The organism is Streptomyces sp. Rer75 (genome assembly GCF_013414305.1).
Classification (GTDB): Bacteria; Actinomycetota; Actinomycetes; order Streptomycetales; family Streptomycetaceae; genus Streptomyces; species Streptomyces himastatinicus.
The window spans coordinates 8,172,051-8,187,709 of record NZ_CP058693.1 but is presented as its reverse complement, the minus strand read 5'-3'; the positions used below and the strand labels follow the sequence as shown (position 1 = coordinate 8,187,709).

At 73.6% G+C, this 15,659-nt stretch carries 12 protein-coding genes; 4 read left to right on the top strand and 8 right to left on the bottom strand.

All coding sequences use genetic code 11. The features are described from left to right. The first annotated feature begins 157 nt into the window (after nt 1-157). Nucleotides 158-403, top strand: coding sequence for a hypothetical protein (locus HYQ63_RS35305; protein ID WP_179937800.1), 246 nt, complete (start codon nt 158-160; stop codon nt 401-403). Then, nucleotides 400-1,200 carry a DUF2637 domain-containing protein gene (locus HYQ63_RS35300; protein WP_179937799.1) on the top strand — a complete coding sequence of 267 codons (801 nt, stop codon included), beginning with the start codon at nt 400-402 and terminating at the stop codon, nt 1,198-1,200. Before HYQ63_RS35305 ends, HYQ63_RS35300 begins: the two co-directional genes overlap by 4 nt. Nucleotides 1,201-1,277: 77 nt before the next feature. Here the strand turns inward: HYQ63_RS35300 and HYQ63_RS35295 are convergent, their stop codons facing one another. The 3 genes from HYQ63_RS35295 to rpe all read right to left on the bottom strand — a co-directional run bounded on the left by HYQ63_RS35295 (nt 1,278) and on the right by rpe (nt 4,610). Continuing rightward, the gene (locus HYQ63_RS35295; RefSeq protein WP_179937798.1) at nt 1,278-2,726 is read right to left on the bottom strand and encodes a GuaB1 family IMP dehydrogenase-related protein; all 1,449 of its coding nucleotides are present in this window, start codon (nt 2,724-2,726) and stop codon (nt 1,278-1,280) included. Between the two features lie 83 nt (nt 2,727-2,809). After that, entirely contained in the window at nt 2,810-3,799 is a 990-nt protein-coding gene (locus HYQ63_RS35290; protein ID WP_179940831.1) for a sugar-binding transcriptional regulator, read from the bottom strand. A gap of 112 nt (nt 3,800-3,911) precedes the next feature. Beyond that, on the bottom strand, nt 3,912-4,610 hold the full coding sequence (gene rpe, locus HYQ63_RS35285; RefSeq protein ID WP_179937797.1) for a ribulose-phosphate 3-epimerase: 699 nt from the start codon (nt 4,608-4,610) through the stop codon (nt 3,912-3,914). Between the two features lie 240 nt (nt 4,611-4,850). Between rpe and HYQ63_RS35280 the strand changes: the two genes are divergently transcribed. Next, complete coding sequence (locus tag HYQ63_RS35280) at nt 4,851-5,771, top strand: serine hydrolase (RefSeq protein ID WP_179937796.1); 921 nt, start codon at nt 4,851-4,853, stop codon at nt 5,769-5,771. 81 nt (nt 5,772-5,852) lie between these two features. Here the strand turns inward: HYQ63_RS35280 and HYQ63_RS35275 are convergent, their stop codons facing one another. From HYQ63_RS35275 to fmt, 4 genes are all read right to left on the bottom strand, one after another. Further along, entirely contained in the window at nt 5,853-8,072 is a 2,220-nt protein-coding gene (locus HYQ63_RS35275) for an NADP-dependent isocitrate dehydrogenase (RefSeq protein ID WP_179937795.1), read from the bottom strand. A gap of 98 nt (nt 8,073-8,170) precedes the next feature. Beyond that, nucleotides 8,171-9,619 carry an RsmB/NOP family class I SAM-dependent RNA methyltransferase gene (locus HYQ63_RS35270; protein ID WP_179937794.1) on the bottom strand — a complete coding sequence of 483 codons (1,449 nt, stop codon included), beginning with the start codon at nt 9,617-9,619 and terminating at the stop codon, nt 8,171-8,173. Nucleotides 9,620-9,670: 51 nt separating this feature from the next. Then, nucleotides 9,671-11,599, bottom strand: a complete 1,929-nt coding sequence (locus HYQ63_RS35265; RefSeq protein WP_257232331.1) for an ABC transporter ATP-binding protein — start codon at nt 11,597-11,599, stop codon at nt 9,671-9,673. Between the two features lie 151 nt (nt 11,600-11,750). Further along, nucleotides 11,751-12,683 (bottom strand): methionyl-tRNA formyltransferase, encoded by a 933-nt coding sequence (gene fmt, locus HYQ63_RS35260; protein ID WP_179937793.1) that lies wholly within the window; start codon nt 12,681-12,683, stop codon nt 11,751-11,753. 234 nt (nt 12,684-12,917) lie between these two features. Here fmt and HYQ63_RS35255 point away from each other — a divergent pair, with 234 nt between their 5' ends. Continuing rightward, on the top strand, nt 12,918-13,436 hold the full coding sequence (locus tag HYQ63_RS35255) for a hypothetical protein (protein WP_179937792.1): 519 nt from the start codon (nt 12,918-12,920) through the stop codon (nt 13,434-13,436). A gap of 8 nt (nt 13,437-13,444) precedes the next feature. On the opposite strand, the gene HYQ63_RS35250 is transcribed toward HYQ63_RS35255, so the two are convergent. Then, nucleotides 13,445-15,595, bottom strand: a complete 2,151-nt coding sequence (locus tag HYQ63_RS35250) for a primosomal protein N' (RefSeq protein WP_179937791.1) — start codon at nt 15,593-15,595, stop codon at nt 13,445-13,447. Nucleotides 15,596-15,659: the final 64 nt, after the last annotated feature.

Sequence of the window (15,659 nt, the reverse complement as noted above, 5' to 3'; positions counted from 1 at the left end):
GGCCGTGGCCGTAATGCACCATCCTTGCGCATACCTGTCCGAACATTGCGCGCGGGGGCGCTCGCCAGGGAATCATTGCGACACCCGCGCGCGCGTCACCCCCCGGTTCACCCGAATGCCGCGATACGGCACCAATTTGGCGGTCGTTGGTGGGGACGTGACGACTGACAGGCTGCAACCCCCTGACCACGCTCCGCTCACGACCGAACCCGTGTTCCGGGCCCGGGACCACGGAACGGAGGAGGAGCGGTTCCCGCACGATTACCCCCTCGAATACTGCTCGAGGGTCTGGGAGGACTTCCTCAGGACCCTGGGCAGGATCGAAGACGACTTCCTCCAGCGCTCCGGTACGAACGGCTCCGGTTCGGCGGAGCCGGGCGTCGAGGCGGGCGTCCAGGCATGACGTACACCGAGCCGAGGCCGGGCGGCTACGGGCCCCCTCCCACCGGCCACTTCCCGCCGCCCATCCCCTCCGAGCGGTTCGACGTGGGCGTCGACTACGAGATGAATCCTTTCCCCCTGCCGGACCCGGATTCCCTCGAGGGCCGCTGGGACCTGGAAGGAGACCTGGCGCGGCTGCTCCAGAGCACCGGGGCCGTCCCCACCGTCTCCCCGCCCGCTTCCTCGTCCGTCCCCCCTTCCGTTCCCGTCGAGGACCCGGTGCACGCCACCGGTCCGATCCCCATCCGGTCCCCCTCCCCCGCCCATGTGCGCGGGCGCGGCAAGCGCCGCCGGGTCCGCTTCCGGCTGCCGACGATGCCGTGGCTCCAGATGACGAGCCTGATCTTCGCCGCGATGACCACCGTGATCGTCGCCATGCTGAGCGTGCTGGGCGGGATGATCTCGTACCCCCCGCTGCGCTATCTGGCCTCCCCCAGCACCTCGGAGTCCATGGCGGCGTGGTGGCCCCTGCTGGTCTACGGCCCCTGGCTGGTCGCCTCGCTGTCCGTGCTGCGGGCCGCGCTGCACCGCCGCGGGGCGGCGCACTCGTGGGCGGTGGTCGTGCTCTTCTCGACGATCGCGGTGTTCCTGTGCGTCGCGCACGCCCCCAAGAACGCGCCCAGCATGGCCGTCGCCGGACTCCCCCCGGTCGCCGCGCTGGTCTCGTTCCACCAACTGGTGCGCCAGATCACGCTCACCAGCCCGCCCCGGCACGCCCTGCCCCGGCGGGGCGGTGACCCGCGTGGCGTCATCCGGTAGCGCGACATGACGGTGGCCCCACTCACCCGAGCCGAGTGGGGCCACCGTCATGTGGTGCCCTGCGGGGCACCGTCTCGTCACTCCCAGCTGGCGTGCAACGGCTTGCCCTCGGCGTAGCCCGCGGCGCTCTGCACGCCGACCACGGCGCGCTCGTGGAACTCCTCCAGCGAGCCCGCGCCCGCGTAGGTGCAGGAGCTGCGCACCCCCGCGATGATCGAGTCGATCAGGTCCTCGACGCCCGGCCGGGTCGGGTCCAGGAACATCCGCGAGGTCGAGATGCCCTCCTCGAACAGCGCCTTGCGGGCGCGCTCGTAGGGCGACTCCTCGCTGGTGCGGTTGCGCACGGCGCGCGCGGACGCCATGCCGAAGCTCTCCTTGTACGGCCGCCCGTCGGCGGCGTGCTGGAGGTCGCCGGGGGACTCGTACGTACCGGCGAACCACGAGCCGACCATGACGTTGGACGCCCCGGCCGCCAGCGCCATCGCCACGTCGCGCGGATGCCGGATCCCTCCGTCCGCCCAGACGTGCTTGCCCAACTTCCGCGCCTCCGCGGCGCATTCCAGCACCGCGGAGAACTGCGGGCGGCCCACGCCGGTCATCATGCGGGTGGTGCACATGGCGCCCGGGCCGACGCCGACCTTGACGATGTCGGCGCCCGCCTCGACCAGATCGCGCACGCCCTCCGCGGCGACCACGTTGCCCGCCACGATGGGCACCCGCGGGCCGAGCGCGCGGACCGCCTTGAGCGCGCCCACCATCGACTCCTGGTGGCCGTGCGCGGTGTCCACGACCAGGGTGTCCACCCCGGCGTCGAGCAGCGCCTTGGCATGCCCCTCCACATCGCCGTTGACGCCCACGGCGGCGGCGATGCGCAGCCGTCCGTCCGCGTCCACGGCGGGCTGGTACAGCGTGGCGCGCAGCGCGCCCTTGCGGGTCAGGATTCCGGCCAGCCTGCCGTCGGCGTCGACGGCCGGGGCGAACTTGCGGTGCGCCGCGTCGAGGCGGCCGAAGGCGTCCTGCGGGTCGATGTCGGCGTCGAGCAGCAGCAGCTCCCGGGACATCACCTCGGACAGCTGCGTGAACCGGTCCACCCCGGTCAGGTCGGACTCGGTCACCACGCCCACCGGGCGGCCGTCCTGCACCACGACGCCCGCGCCGTGCGCCCGCTTGTGCAGCAGCGACAGGGCGTCGGCGACGGTGCCGGAGGGGGCGAGCACGATCGGGGTGTCGAGAACCAGGTGGCGGCTCTTGACCCAGCGGACGACGTCGGCGACGACGTCGATCGGGATGTCCTGCGGGATGACGACGAGACCGCCGCGCCGGGCGACCGTTTCGGCCATCCGGCGCCCCGCGATCGCGGTCATGTTGGCGACGACGAGCGGGATGGTGGTACCGGTGCCGTCGGGTGAGGCCAGGTCGACGCCCTGGCGGGAGCCGACCGCGGAGCGGCTCGGCACCATGAACACATCGTCGTACGTCAGGTCGTACGGCGGCTTCTGATCATTGAGGAAACGCACGTACTTCATTGTCCCATGCGGGCAATGACACAAACCGTGGTACGAACCCGGATACGGCGGGCCCGGCGCCCGAGGGCGCCGGGAGCGGGGTCCTACACGCCGTCGGGGTCCGCCCGGTCGAGGGCGGGGCGGGGGCCCGGGTCCGCCTCCAGCAGCAGGTGGTCGGCCGCCGTCGTGTCCGTCACCAGGCTGGTGACCAGCCCCGACCGCAGCACCGCGCCGATCGCCTCCGCCTTGCGGCGGCCGCCCGCGATCGCCACCACCTCGGGGATCCGGCGCAGCCGGTCGGCCTCCACCGTGATGCACCGCTCGCCCAGGTCGCGGCCGATGCGGCGACCCTCGGCGTCGAAGAGGTGGGCCGACATCTCGGCGGCGGCGCCGAGGCTCTCGTAGTGGGCCCGCTCCTCCTCGGTGAGCATGTCGTACACCGTGGAGATCCCGGCCTCCCAGGAGCCGATGGACACGCACGCCACGGTGACCTTGTCGAAGTACTCGAAGGCCCGGGCGATCCCGGTCTGCCCGCGCAGCGCGTCGGCCGTCGCGGTGTCCGGCAGCAGCATCGGCGCGTAGATCGGGTGGGCCTCGCCGCCGGAGACGGCGGCGGCGCGCCGGACCGCCTCGACCGAGCCGCGCTCGGCCGTGCCCGCGTCGTACACGCCGGTGAGCTGGACGACGGTGCAGGGGGGCAGCCGGTGCAGCGCCGCGGCCATGTGGATGGTGGAACGGCCCCAGGCCAGCCCGAGCACATCGCCCTCGTTCACCAGCTCGCCGAGCAGGTCCGCGGCGACCTCGCCCAGGTTCTCCGGGTCCGGGGTGTCGGCCTCGGCGTCCGCCGGGGACTCGACGACGACGGCGTGGCGCAGCCCGTAGCGGGCGCGCAGCGCGTCGGAGCGCTCCGCGTCGAGTTCGGCGGGAACCCGGATCTCGATCCGCACCAGGTCGCGTTCGAGCGCGGTCTCCAGCACGCGCGCGACCTTGAAGCGGCTGACCCCGAACTCCTCGGCAATCTGGATCTTGGACTTGCCCTCGAGGTAGAAGCGGCGCGCCATGGCCGCCGCCTGCACCAGTTCGGCGGGTCCCATCCGCGTGGCTGAACGGCCCGTCGACACCGCGGTCTCCTCACTTGTCAATGTTCCGGCCTCACCGTTCATCCTGTCAGAAACGGTGGAGTTGGTTCGTGCTTTACCGTGACGTTCACCGACCGGCAGCTTGGTGGCCGCACAGTCCGGTGGTGCCCTTCGCGTTCTCGGCCAGGGCGCGCAGCTCGCGCACGGCCTTGTCGGGGTCCTCGGCCCCGTAGACCGCGGAACCCGCCACGAACACATCGGCGCCCGCCTCCGCGCACCGTTCGATGGTCGAGGCGGACACCCCGCCGTCCACCTGGAGCCACATCTCCAGCCCGTGCCGGGAGATCAGCTCACGGGTGCGGCGGATCTTGGGCAGCATGATGTCGAGGAACGCCTGCCCGCCGAAGCCGGGCTCCACGGTCATCACCAGCAGCATGTCCAGCTCGGGCAGCAGGTCCTCGTACGGCTCGATGGGGGTCGCGGGCTTGAGCGCCATCGCCGCCCGCGCGCCCTTGGCGCGGATCTCGCGCGCCAGCCGTACGGGCGCGGCCGCGGCCTCCACGTGGAAGGTGACCGAGCCCGCCCCCGCCTCCACGTAACCCGGGGCCCAGCGGTCCGGGTCCTCGATCATGAGGTGGCAGTCCATGGGCGTGTCCGTCGCCTTGCCCAGCGCCTCCACCACCGGCACTCCGAGGGTCAGATTGGGCACGAAGTGGTTGTCCATGACGTCGACATGGAGCCAGTCGGCACCCTCGACGGCCTTGGCTTCGTCCGCCAGGCGGGAGAAGTCCGCGGACAGGATGCTGGGATTGATCTGCACGGCCATGGGACCAGCCTGCCACGCCCGCCGCCGGGCCATGGACCCGGGATGATCACGATACGGCCGCCGCCCGGTCGCCCGCCCCTTTGGCCCGCCCCGGTTGCCGCCGCGCGGGAGCCGCGATGGGGTGATCGAAACCCTGGACCTCCGAGGCAACCCGCACTGTCGGTTGTGGGTCATGAGGGATGAGTGACCAGGGATGCCCGTGTGACGGGCGGGAACACGTAAGGACAGAGGCAACCGACCATGACGCGACAGCGAATACGCCGGCGGCCCCGCGCCGCACTCTCCGTGGCGCTGGCTGCCGGGCTCCTCGCCCCGGCGCTCGCCGGTGCGGAGACCGCCACGGCCGCGACCCCGCGGACGGTCTGCACCTCGGACCGGGCGGGTCAGGCCGCCGAGCTGTCCCGGGACATCGGCGCGGCGCTGCGCGGCCGGTCCGCCACCACCGCGGTCAGCCTGCACGTCCCCGCCACGCACACCCGCTGCACGCTGCGCGCGGACCGGCCGTTCGACTCCGCGAGCGTGGTGAAGGTGACGGTGCTGGCCACGCTGCTGTGGGACGCCGAGAAGCACGACCGCGATCTGACCCGGCGCGAGACCCGGCTCGCCACCGCCATGATCACGAAGTCGGACAACGACGCCACCAGCGCGCTGTGGCGGCAGCTCAAGGTGGCCAAGGTGAAGGCGTTCCTTCGGGCCGCCGGGATGACCAGGACCGTGCCCGGCAGCGGCGGCTACTGGGGGCTCACCCAGATCACCGCGAACGACGAGGAGAAGCTGCTGGAGCGGGTGACCCGCCCCAACACGGTGCTCGACGAGGACTCCCGTGCGTACATCCGCAAGTTGATGCGCGAGGTCGTCCCGTCCCAGCGCTGGGGCACCCCGGCGGGCGCGCCGCGAGGGACCACGATCCAGGTGAAGAACGGCTGGCTGTCGCGCGCCACCCACGGCTGGCGGGTGCACAGCATCGGCGCGTTCACCGGGCGCGGCCAGGACTACACGCTCACGGTGCTCACCCAGGACAACGCCCGCATGAAGGACGGGGTCGCCACCATCCAGGCGGTGGCGCGCGCGGTCCACAAGGACCTCAACCCGAAAGCGGGGACGGCGAAGCCGTACACCCCGACCCGCGCCCCGCAGGAAGCGATGCCCGCCGTCCCGTAGCGGGGGTGCGGGCGGATAAGGGACCGCCCCGGCCGGGCGCGAGCACCGGCCGGGGCGGAACCCGGGTGTACGTGAGGACCGTCAGCGCAGGGCGGCGAGCGCCTGGTTGAGGGTCTTCGACGGACGCATCACGGCCGACGCCTTGGCCGCGTCGGGCTGGTAGTAGCCACCGATGTCGGACGGCGAGCCCTGGACGGCGAGCAGCTCGTCCACGATGGTCTGCTCCTGCTCGGTCAGCGTCGCGGCGAGCGCCTTGAACGACTCCGCGAGCTGGGTGTCCTCGGTCTGCTTGGCCAGCTCCTGGGCCCAGTAGAGGGCCAGGTAGAAGTGGCTGCCGCGGTTGTCGATGCCACCGACCCGGCGGCTGGGCGACTTGTTCTCGTGGAGGAACGTCGCGGTCGCCCGGTCCAGGGTGTCGGCGAGCACCTGGGCCCGCGCGTTGCCGGTGGTCTGCGCGAGGTGCTCGAAGCTGACCGCGAGCGCGAGGAACTCGCCCAGGCTGTCCCAGCGCAGGTAGTTCTCCTTGACCAGCTGCTGCACGTGCTTGGGCGCGGAGCCGCCGGCGCCGGTCTCGAACAGCCCGCCGCCGTTCATCAGCGGCACGACCGACAGCATCTTGGCGCTGGTGCCCAGCTCCAGGATCGGGAACAGGTCGGTCAGGTAGTCACGCAGCACGTTGCCGGTGACCGAGATCGTGTTCTCGCCGCGGCGGATGCGCTCCAGGGAGAACGCGATCGCGTCGACGGGCGACATGATCTCGATCCGCAGCCCCTCGGTGTCGTGCTCCGGGAGGTACTGCTTGACCTTCGCGATGAGGTTGGCGTCGTGGGCGCGGCCCTCGTCCAGCCAGAACACCGCCGGGTCGCCGGTCGCGCGGGCGCGGGTGACGGCGAGCTTGACCCAGTCCCGGATCGGCGCGTCCTTGGTCTGGCACATCCGGAAGATGTCGCCCTCGCTGACCGTCTGCTCCAGGACCAGGTTGCCCTGGCCGTCGGTCACCCGCACCGTGCCGGTGGACGGGATCTCGAAGGTCTTGTCGTGGCTGCCGTACTCCTCGGCCTTCTGCGCCATCAGGCCGACGTTGGGCACCGAGCCCATGGTCGACGGGTCGAAGGCGCCGTTGGCGCGGCAGTCGTCGATGACGACCTGGTAGATGCCCGCGTAGCTGCTGTCCGGGATGACCGCGAGGGTGTCGGCCTCCTCGCCCTTGGTGTCCCACATGTGGCCCGAGGTACGGATCATGGCCGGCATGGAGGCGTCGACGATGACGTCGCTCGGGACGTGCAGGTTGGTGATGCCGCGGTCGGAGTCGACCATGGCCAGCTCCGGGCCCTCGGCCAGCTCCGCCTCGAAGGACTCCTTGATCTTCGCGCCCTCGGGCAGCGACTCCAGGCCCTTGAGGATGCCGCCGAGCCCGTCGTTCGGGGTGAGCCCGGCCGCGGCCAGCTCCTGGCCGTACGCGGCGAACGTCTTCGGGAAGAAGGCCCGTACGACGTGGCCGAAGATGATCGGGTCGGAGACCTTCATCATCGTGGCCTTCAGGTGCACCGAGAACAGCACGCCCTCGGCCTTGGCCCGCGCGACCTGCTCCTTCAGGAACTCGCGCAGCACCGCCACGCGCATCACGGACGCGTCCACGACCTCGCCCGCGAGCACCGGCACCGACTCGCGCAGCACGGTGGTGGAGCCGTCGTCACCGGTCAGCTCGATGCGCAGCGCACCGTCCTCGGCGATCACCGCGGACTTCTCGGTGGAGCGGAAGTCGTCGCCGGTCATGTGGGCGACGTTCGTCTTCGAATCGGCCGACCAGGCGCCCATGCGGTGCGGGTTGGCCTTGGCGTAGTTCTTCACCGACGCCGGGGCACGGCGGTCGGAGTTGCCCTCGCGCAGGACCGGGTTGACGGCGCTGCCCTTGACCTTGTCGTACCGGGCGCGGATGTCCCGCTCCTCGTCGGTCTTCGGGTCGTCCGGGTAGTCCGGCAGCGCGTAACCCTGCTCCTGGAGCTCGGCGATGGCCGCCTTCAGCTGCGGGATGGACGCCGAGATGTTCGGCAGCTTGATGATGTTGGCCCCGGGCGTCTTGGCCAGCTCGCCCAGCTCGGCGAGGGCGTCCTCGATGCGCTGGCTCGCCTCGAGGCGCTCGGGGAACTGAGCGATGATGCGCCCGGCCAGGGAGATGTCCCGCCGCTCCACGGAGACCCCGGCCGTCGAGGCGTAGGCCTCGACCACAGGCAGGAACGAATACGTCGCCAAGGCCGGGGCCTCGTCGGTGTGCGTATAGATGATGGTCGAGTCAGTCACCGGGTGCTCCGCTCCACGTCTGTAACATTGCTCGACATCAAGATATCCCGTGATCCGGCGGGGGCCTAAAGGGGGCGTCGAACGCTCCCCCCGCACCTTCAGCCCGTGCGGCGCAGCAGGGCCAGGTACATCGCGTCGGTGCCGTGCAGATGCGGCCACAGCTGGACGTCGGGGCCCTCGCCGAGGGCGGGGACGCCCGGCATCAGGGGGCGGGCGTCGATCCACTCCGCCGTCGCGCCCTGGCCCTTGCGGGCCTCCCCCAGCACGTCCTCGACCACGGCGCGGGTCTCGGCCGGGTGCGGGGAGCAGGTCGCGTAGCCGACGACGCCGCCGATGCGTACGGCGGTCAGCGCCTCGCGCAGCAGTCCGCGCTGGAGCGGGGCGAACCCGGCCAGGTCCTCGGGGCGGCGGCGCCAGCGCGCCTCGGGGCGGCGGCGCAGCGCGCCGAGGCCGGTGCACGGCACGTCGACCAGCACCCGGTCGAAGCTCTCCGGCCGCCACGGCGGCCGGGTCCCGTCGGTGGCGATCACCTGGTACGGGCCGGGGTTTCCGGCGAGGGCCCGTTCCACCAGCCGGGCCCGGTGCGGCTGCTTCTCGGCGGCCAGCAGGGCGGCGCCGCGCTCCGCGGCGAGCGCGCCGAGCAGCGCGGCCTTGCCGCCGGGGCCCGCGCAGCCGTCCAGCCAGCGCCGGTCGGGGCCGTCCAGCGGGGCGGCCGCGAGCGCGAGGGCGACGAGCTGGCTGCCCTCGTCCTGCACCCCGGCGCGCCCTTCGCGGACCGCGTCCAGCGCGCCGGGTTCGCCGCCCTCGGCGAGCCGCACGGCGTACGGGGACCAGCGGCCCGGCAGCGCGGACTCCTCGCCGACGGCGGCGACGAGTTCGTCGGGCGCGGCCCGGCCGGGGCGGGCGACGAGGGTGACCTCGGGCCGTTCGTTGTCGGCCTCCAGCAGGTCCTCGATCCCGGCCCGGCCGCCGCCGAGCGCGTCCCACAGGGCCGAGACGATCCAGCGCGGATGCGCGTGCACGACGCCGAGATGGTCCTCGGGGTCCTCGTCGTACGGCGGGGCGACCCGCTCCAGCCAGGTGTCGAGGTCCTCGGCGGCGATCTTGCGCAGCACCGCGTTGACGAACTTGGCGCGCCCGTCGCCGAGCACCACCCGGGCGAGTTCGACGCTCGCGGAGACGGCGGCGTGGGTGGGGATGCGGGTGCCCAGCAGCTGATGGGCACCCAGGCTCAGCACGTCGAGGACGGGCGGGTCCACCTCGCGCAGCGGGCGGTCCACGCATTCGGCGATGATCGCGTCGTAGGTGCCCTGGAGGCGCAGGGTGCCGTAGACCAGCTCGGTGGTGAGCGCCGCGTCCCGGGCGTCGAAGCCGCCGTCCTCCCGCGCCTTGCGGAGCAGGGGCGGGAGGACGAGGTTCGCGTACGCGTCCCGTTCGTCGACGGCCCGCAGCGCCTCGAAGGCGAGGACCCGTACGGGGTCCTTCTTCGGTCGGCGGTAGGGCTTGCCGGGGCGGCTGCGACGGGGAGGGCCGGGCTGGGGGCTCACGGGAAATGTGCTCCGGAAGGTATGGGGTGATCACTCCCTAGCCTACGCGGCTCAGCTGAGCGCCCCGGCCGCCTCCCTGGGCTCCCCGGGCTCGTCCCCGGGCATCCCGGCGGGACCGGACCGGGTTTCGAACTGGGTGCGGTACAGCTCCGCGTAGCGCCCCCCGGCGGCGAGCAGCGCGTCGTGGGTACCGCGCTCCACGATCCGGCCGTCCTCCACGACGAGGATGAGGTCCGCCGCCCGCACCGTGGACAGCCGGTGGGCGATCACCACCGCGGTCCGCCCGTTCAGGGCCTCGGCGAGCGCCTCCTGCACGGCGGCCTCGGAGGTGGAGTCCAGATGGGCGGTGGCCTCGTCGAGGAGCACCACCCGGGGGCGGGCGAGCAGCAGCCGGGCGATGGTCAGCCGCTGCCGCTCGCCGCCGGAGAGGCGGTAGCCGCGTTCGCCGACGACCGTGTCGAGACCGTCCGCGAGCGACGCGATCAGCCCGTCCAGCCGGGCCCGGCGCAGCACCTCCCACAGCTCCTCCTCGGCCGCCTCGGGGCGGGCCAGCAGCAGGTTGGCGCGGATCGTGTCGTGGAAGAGGTGGCCGTCCTGGGTGACCATGCCGAGGGCTTCGCGCAGCGAGGCGGCGGTCAGGTCGCGGACGTCCACGCCGGACAGCCGGACGGCGCCCGCGTCGGTGTCGTAGAGGCGCGGCAGCAGTTGCGCGATGGTCGACTTGCCCGCGCCGGAGGATCCCACCAGCGCGACCATCTGGCCGGGTTCGGCGCGGAAGGACACGTCGTGCAGCACCTGGACGCCGCCGCGGGTGTCCAGGTGGGCGACCTCCTCCAAGGAGGCGAGTGACACCTTGTCGGCCGACGGATAGCCGAAGTCGACGTGGTCGAACTCCACCGACACCGGCCCGTCCGGGACCTGCCGGGCGTCCGGTTTCTCGGTGATCAGCGGCTTCAGATCGAGCACCTCGAAGACCCGCTCGAAGCTGACGAGCGCGCTCATCACCTCCACCCGCGCCCCGGCCAGCGCGGTCAGCGGCGCGTACAGCCGGGTGAGCAGCAGCGCGAGGGCGACGACGGCGCCGGGGTTGAGGCTGCCGCGCAGCGCGTAGTAGCCGCCGAGGCCGTAGACGAGGGCCAGGGCCAGGGCGGAGACGAGGGTCAGCGCGGTGACGAACGAGACCTGGACCATGGCCGTACGGACGCCGATGTCCCGCACCCGGCGGGCCCGCGCGGCGAATTCGGCGGACTCGTCGGCGGGGCGGCCGAAGAGCTTCACCAGCGTCGCGCCGGGCGCGGAGAACCGTTCGGTCATCTGGGTGCCCATCGCGGCGTTGTGCGCCGCCGCCTCGCGCCGCAGCTTGGCGAGCCGTCCGCCGACCCGGCGGGCGGGCAGCAGGAAGACCGGCAGGATCAGCAGCGCGAGGAGCGTGATCTGCCAGGAGATGCCGACCATCACGACGAACGTGAGCAGCAGCGTCACCGCGTTGCTCACCACTCCGGAGAGGGTGTCGCTGAACGCCCGCTGCGCGCCGATCACATCATTGTTGAGGCGGCTGACCAGCGCACCGGTGCGGGTGCGGGTGAAGAAGGCGACCGGCATCCGCTGCACGTGGTCGAAGACGGCGGTGCGCAGATCGAGGATCAGCCCCTCGCCGATGTTCGCCGACAGCCGCCGGGTCAGCAGCCCGAGCGCCGCCTCGGCCACGGCGATGGCGGCGATCAGCCCGGCAAGACCGAGGACCGTGGACTCGTGCGCATGGCGGTCGATCGCGTTCACCACCCTGCCCGCGAGCAGCGGGGTGGCGACCGCGGTCACCGCCACCACCGTGCTCAGCAGGACGAACAGCACCAGCGGGCGGCGGTGCGGGCGGGCGAAGGCCCCGATGCGGCGCAGCGTCGCACGGGAGAAGGGCCGCCGGTCGTCGCTGGCGTGTGTGGCCTGGTACAGGGAATGCCACGCGGTGACTTCCATGCTCATCGCGCACCTCCGAAGGGTTCGGGGTGCCGCCACGGTGATTACGCCGGTGGGTCCGGACCGGCGGCACGTACCAAGGACGGTAGAACTTGAACCAAGGTTGAGGTCAACGATCGGCCTCGCCCGGCGCGTCCGCGTCCGTCCCGGTCTCCGCTCAGCCGCCGAGCCGCTCGCCCTCGGCGATCCGCACGCCACGGGCCCAGTCCGCCGCGGCCATCGGCTTCTTGCCCTGCGGCCGGACCGAGGTCAGCTCCACGGCATGGCTGCCCGTGCCCGCGTACACCGCCTTCTTGGTCGCGGCGAGCGCACCGGGGGCCAGATCCGTACGGTCCGCCACCGGCGCCGCCGAGACCACCTTCAGCCTCTCCCCGCGGAACGTCGTCCACGCGCCCGGCGCCGGGGCGCACGCCCGCACCAGGCGGTCGACCCGCAGCGCGGGCGCCGACCAGTCGATCTCCGCGTCCTCGACGTTGATCTTCGGGGCGAGCGAGACGCCCTCGGCGGACTGCGGCACCGCCCGCAGCGAACCGTCCTCGATGCCGTCCATCGTCGCCGCGAGCAGCCCGGCCCCGGCGAAGGCCAGCCGGGTCAGCAGATCGCCGCTGGTGTCGGTGGGCCGTACGTCCTCGGTGACCACCCCGTACACCGGCCCGGAGTCCAGCCCCTCCTCGATCTGGAACGTCGACGCCCCGGTGACCTCGTCGCCCGCGAGCACCGCGTGCTGCACCGGCGCCGCACCGCGCCACGCGGGCAGCAGCGAGAAGTGAAGATTGACCCAGCCGTGCGCCGGGACCTCCAGCGCCGCCTTGGGCAGCAGCGCGCCGTACGCCACCACCGGGCAGCAGTCGGGGGCGATCTCGGCGAGCCGGGCGAGGAAGTCCGCGTCCCGCGGCTTGGCCGGTTTCAGCACCTCGATGCCCGCCTCCTCGGCCCGCTCCGCGACGGGGCTGGCCACCAGCCGACGGCCGCGCCCGGCGGGCGCGTCGGGACGGGTCACGACGGCCACCACCTCATGCCGGTCGGACGCGATCAGTGCGTCCAGCGCGGGCAGGGCGACCTCGGGGGTACCGGCGAAGACGAGCCTCATGGGTGGCGAACGACCTCTCATACAGGGCGGAGAACGGCGAAGAACGGCAAAAACGCGACCTCAGTCTATGGTCCGACGCCCCAGGGGGCGTACGGGCCGACTCCCGCACGCCCCGGACCGTGACCGACGGGCGGGTGCCGCGTTGGTCAAGAGAGATTGACCGCGCCGGGCCGCACCCCGCGGCCCGGCACCCTTCCCGCCTGCCCCTTCACCGCCGGTTCGAGAGGCTTGTTCATGGCCGACCACGCAACTCACGACGCCCAGGCACGGGCCAGCCTGCACCTCCTGGTCCGGGACATCGAGCGGGTCCGCCGACAGGTGGACGCGCTGCGCACCCTCACCGCCCAGCTCGGCAACGTCTACCGGCCGCGGCGCACCGGACCGTCCGCGGGCTTCGTCGTCTACGGCCGCGCCCCGGCACCCACCGTGCGGCTCGCCCAGGAGCTGCGGGACAGCGTCGAGACCCTGGTCACCGCCGCGGTCGACTTCGACCGCTCGCTCGGCTTCTCCTGGGACGCGGTGGGCTCCGCGCTCGGCGTCACCAAGCAGGCGGTGCACCGCCGTTACGGCTCGCGGCGCGCCTCGGCGGCGAGCCCCGCGGAGGGCGGCGAGCCCCCGGCGGGGCACGGCCCCGAGCCCGCCGCCGTGCCGCCGGTCCCATCCGTACCGGCCGCCCGCTCCGTCCCCCCGCAGTCCGCCCCGGCCCTCCCCGAAGCCCGCCCCGGCGTCTTCCCGGGCCCCCGCAACGGCTGAGAAACCTCTCAACCGATATCCAGGGGGTCGACCCGGACCGTCGGGTCCTTGTCGCCGCGGGCCAGTCGGAGCGCCTTGGCCTCCTTGACGGCCGCGGCCAGGGCGCGGCCCTGACCCGGGGGCACCCGCAGCAGGGCACGCTCCCACTGCGCTCCGGGCGGCGGGTCGCCGGGGCGGCGCGGGCGGCCCGGCGGGGTGGGGGGCAGCGGAACCGGGCCCAGGGTCTCGGTCCCCTCCGGCAGCGGAGCGGAGGCGATCAGCTCGGCCACCGCCTCCCCGGGTCCGGCCACCGCCGCCATCCGGGAGACCGGCGGGAAGCCCAGCTGGGACCGCTCGGCGAGTTCGCGCGCCGCGTAACCGGCCGGATCCCACCGCACCAGCGCCTGGACGGGCCGCAGCGTCGGTTCGGCCGTCACCACGACGAGACCGCCGTCCTCCTGCCCCCGGACCAGCGCGGCCGCTTCCAGCCAGCGGCGCAGCGCGTCCTCGCCCGCGCGCAGGTCGGGGCGGCCGAGCAGGGCCCAGCCGTCGAGCAGCAGGGCGGCCGCGTAGCCGCCCTCGGCGACCGGTTCGGCGCCCGGAGTGCTGACGACGAGCGACGGGCGGTCGGGCACGGTGTCCAGGACGTGGTCCCGGCCCGAGGTGCGGACCGGGACGGCGGGAAAGGCGCGGCCCAGCTCCTCCGCGGTGCGCCGCGCGCCCACGATGCTCGCCCGCAGCCGTCCGCCCCCGCACTCGGCGCAGTGCCAGGCGGTCTCGGCCCGCCCGCACCAGCCGCAGGCCAGCCGGTCCGCGTCGCGCGCCTCCAGGGGACCCGCGCAGTGGCGGCAGCGGGCGGGCTCGCGGCAGCGCTCGCACGCCAACCGGGGTACGTACCCCCGGCGCGGCACCTGCACCAGGACCGGGCCGCGGTTCAGCGCCTCCCGCACGGTCTGCCAGGCGAGCGTGGGCAGCCGGGCGGCGCGGGCCTCGGCATCCCGGGCCACCTCGCCCTCGTCCACGGTGCGGATCAGCGGGGCCGCCGCGCGAACCTGCTCGCGGTCGGCTTCGAGGGGGCGGGCCCAGCCGTTCTCCACCAGCTGGGCGGCCTCCACGGTGCGGCCGAGGTCGCCCAGCAGGAAACCCGTCTTCTCGTGGACGGCGCGCAGCAACAGGACGTCGCGGGCGTGCGGCTGCGGGGCGTGGTCGTCGCTGTGGCTCTGGTCGCCGTCGTCCCAGATCCCCACCAGGCCGAGGTCACGGACCGGCGCGAACATGGCCGCGCGGGTGCCGACGACGGCCCGCACCGACCCGCGGCTGACGGCCAGCCACCGCCGGTAGCGCTCCTCGGGCCCGAGGTCCGCGGTGAGCAGCACATGGCGCCCCGCGCCGCCGAGCGCCCGGGTGAGCGCCGCGTCGACCCGGGCGGCGGTGCGCCCGTCCGGCACGACGATCAGTGCGCCGCGCCCGGAGGAGAGGGTGGCGGCGACCGCGGCGGCCCACTCGTCCGGCCAGTGCGGGCCGGGCAGCGTGGTCCATACGGCGCGGGGCGTGCCGCCGCTCGCGAGCGCCTCCAGGAATCCGGGCCCGGCCGGGTAGCGGGCCCAGCTGCCGGGCGCGGGCGGCCCGGGCGGGGGCAGCGGCGGCGGAGAGGTCTCGGACTCGGCGCGGACGTTCCGCTTGGGCATGGCCAGCTGGAGGACGTCGGCCAGCGATCCGGCGTACCGGTCGGCGACGGCCCGGCACAGCGCGAGCAGCCCCGGCCCGAGCACCGGCTCGGGCGAGACGACCTGGGCGATGGCGGCCAGCGGCCCGCGGTAGTCGGACTCGGCGACCCGCTCGACGATGTACCCGTCGAGCAGCCCGCCGCCCTCGCGCCGCCCCTCGCGCACCTTGCCGGTACCGGCCCCGAACCGCACCCGCACCCGCACCCCGGGCCGGGCCTCGGCGTCCATCTCGGCCGGGACCGCGTAGTCCCACAGCTTGTCGAGGTGCACCGGGCCCTTGTCCACGAGCACCTTGGCCACCGGCCGCTCCTTGGCCAGCGCGGCTCCGCGCCAGGTCCGCGGCTTGGCCCGCGGCACCTTGGCCTTGCGCACGCTGTCCCGGATGAGCGCGAGCTGCTCACCCCCCTGCGGCTCCTCCGCCGGGGCCTTGCGCTGCTCGTCGTCCCTGCTCACAGATCAAGTCTTAGCAGAGGACTCGGACATGCGAGGGCCCGGACGCCGCAAGGGCGTCCGGGCC

Excerpts from the sequence above, each read along its gene's own strand:
- HYQ63_RS35300 (WP_179937799.1), top strand. The coding sequence starts at position 400 with ATGACGTACACCGAGCCGAGGCCGGGCGGCTACGGGCCCCCTCCCACC.
- HYQ63_RS35295 (WP_179937798.1), bottom strand. The coding sequence starts at position 2,726 with ATGAAGTACGTGCGTTTCCTCAATGATCAGAAGCCGCCGTACGACCTG.
- HYQ63_RS35290 (WP_179940831.1), bottom strand. The coding sequence starts at position 3,799 with ATGGGACCCGCCGAACTGGTGCAGGCGGCGGCCATGGCGCGCCGCTTC.
- rpe (WP_179937797.1), bottom strand. The coding sequence starts at position 4,610 with ATGGCCGTGCAGATCAATCCCAGCATCCTGTCCGCGGACTTCTCCCGC.
- HYQ63_RS35280 (WP_179937796.1), top strand. The coding sequence starts at position 4,851 with ATGACGCGACAGCGAATACGCCGGCGGCCCCGCGCCGCACTCTCCGTG.
- HYQ63_RS35265 (WP_257232331.1), bottom strand. The coding sequence starts at position 11,599 with ATGAGCATGGAAGTCACCGCGTGGCATTCCCTGTACCAGGCCACACAC.
- fmt (WP_179937793.1), bottom strand. The coding sequence starts at position 12,683 with ATGAGGCTCGTCTTCGCCGGTACCCCCGAGGTCGCCCTGCCCGCGCTG.
- HYQ63_RS35255 (WP_179937792.1), top strand. The coding sequence starts at position 12,918 with ATGGCCGACCACGCAACTCACGACGCCCAGGCACGGGCCAGCCTGCAC.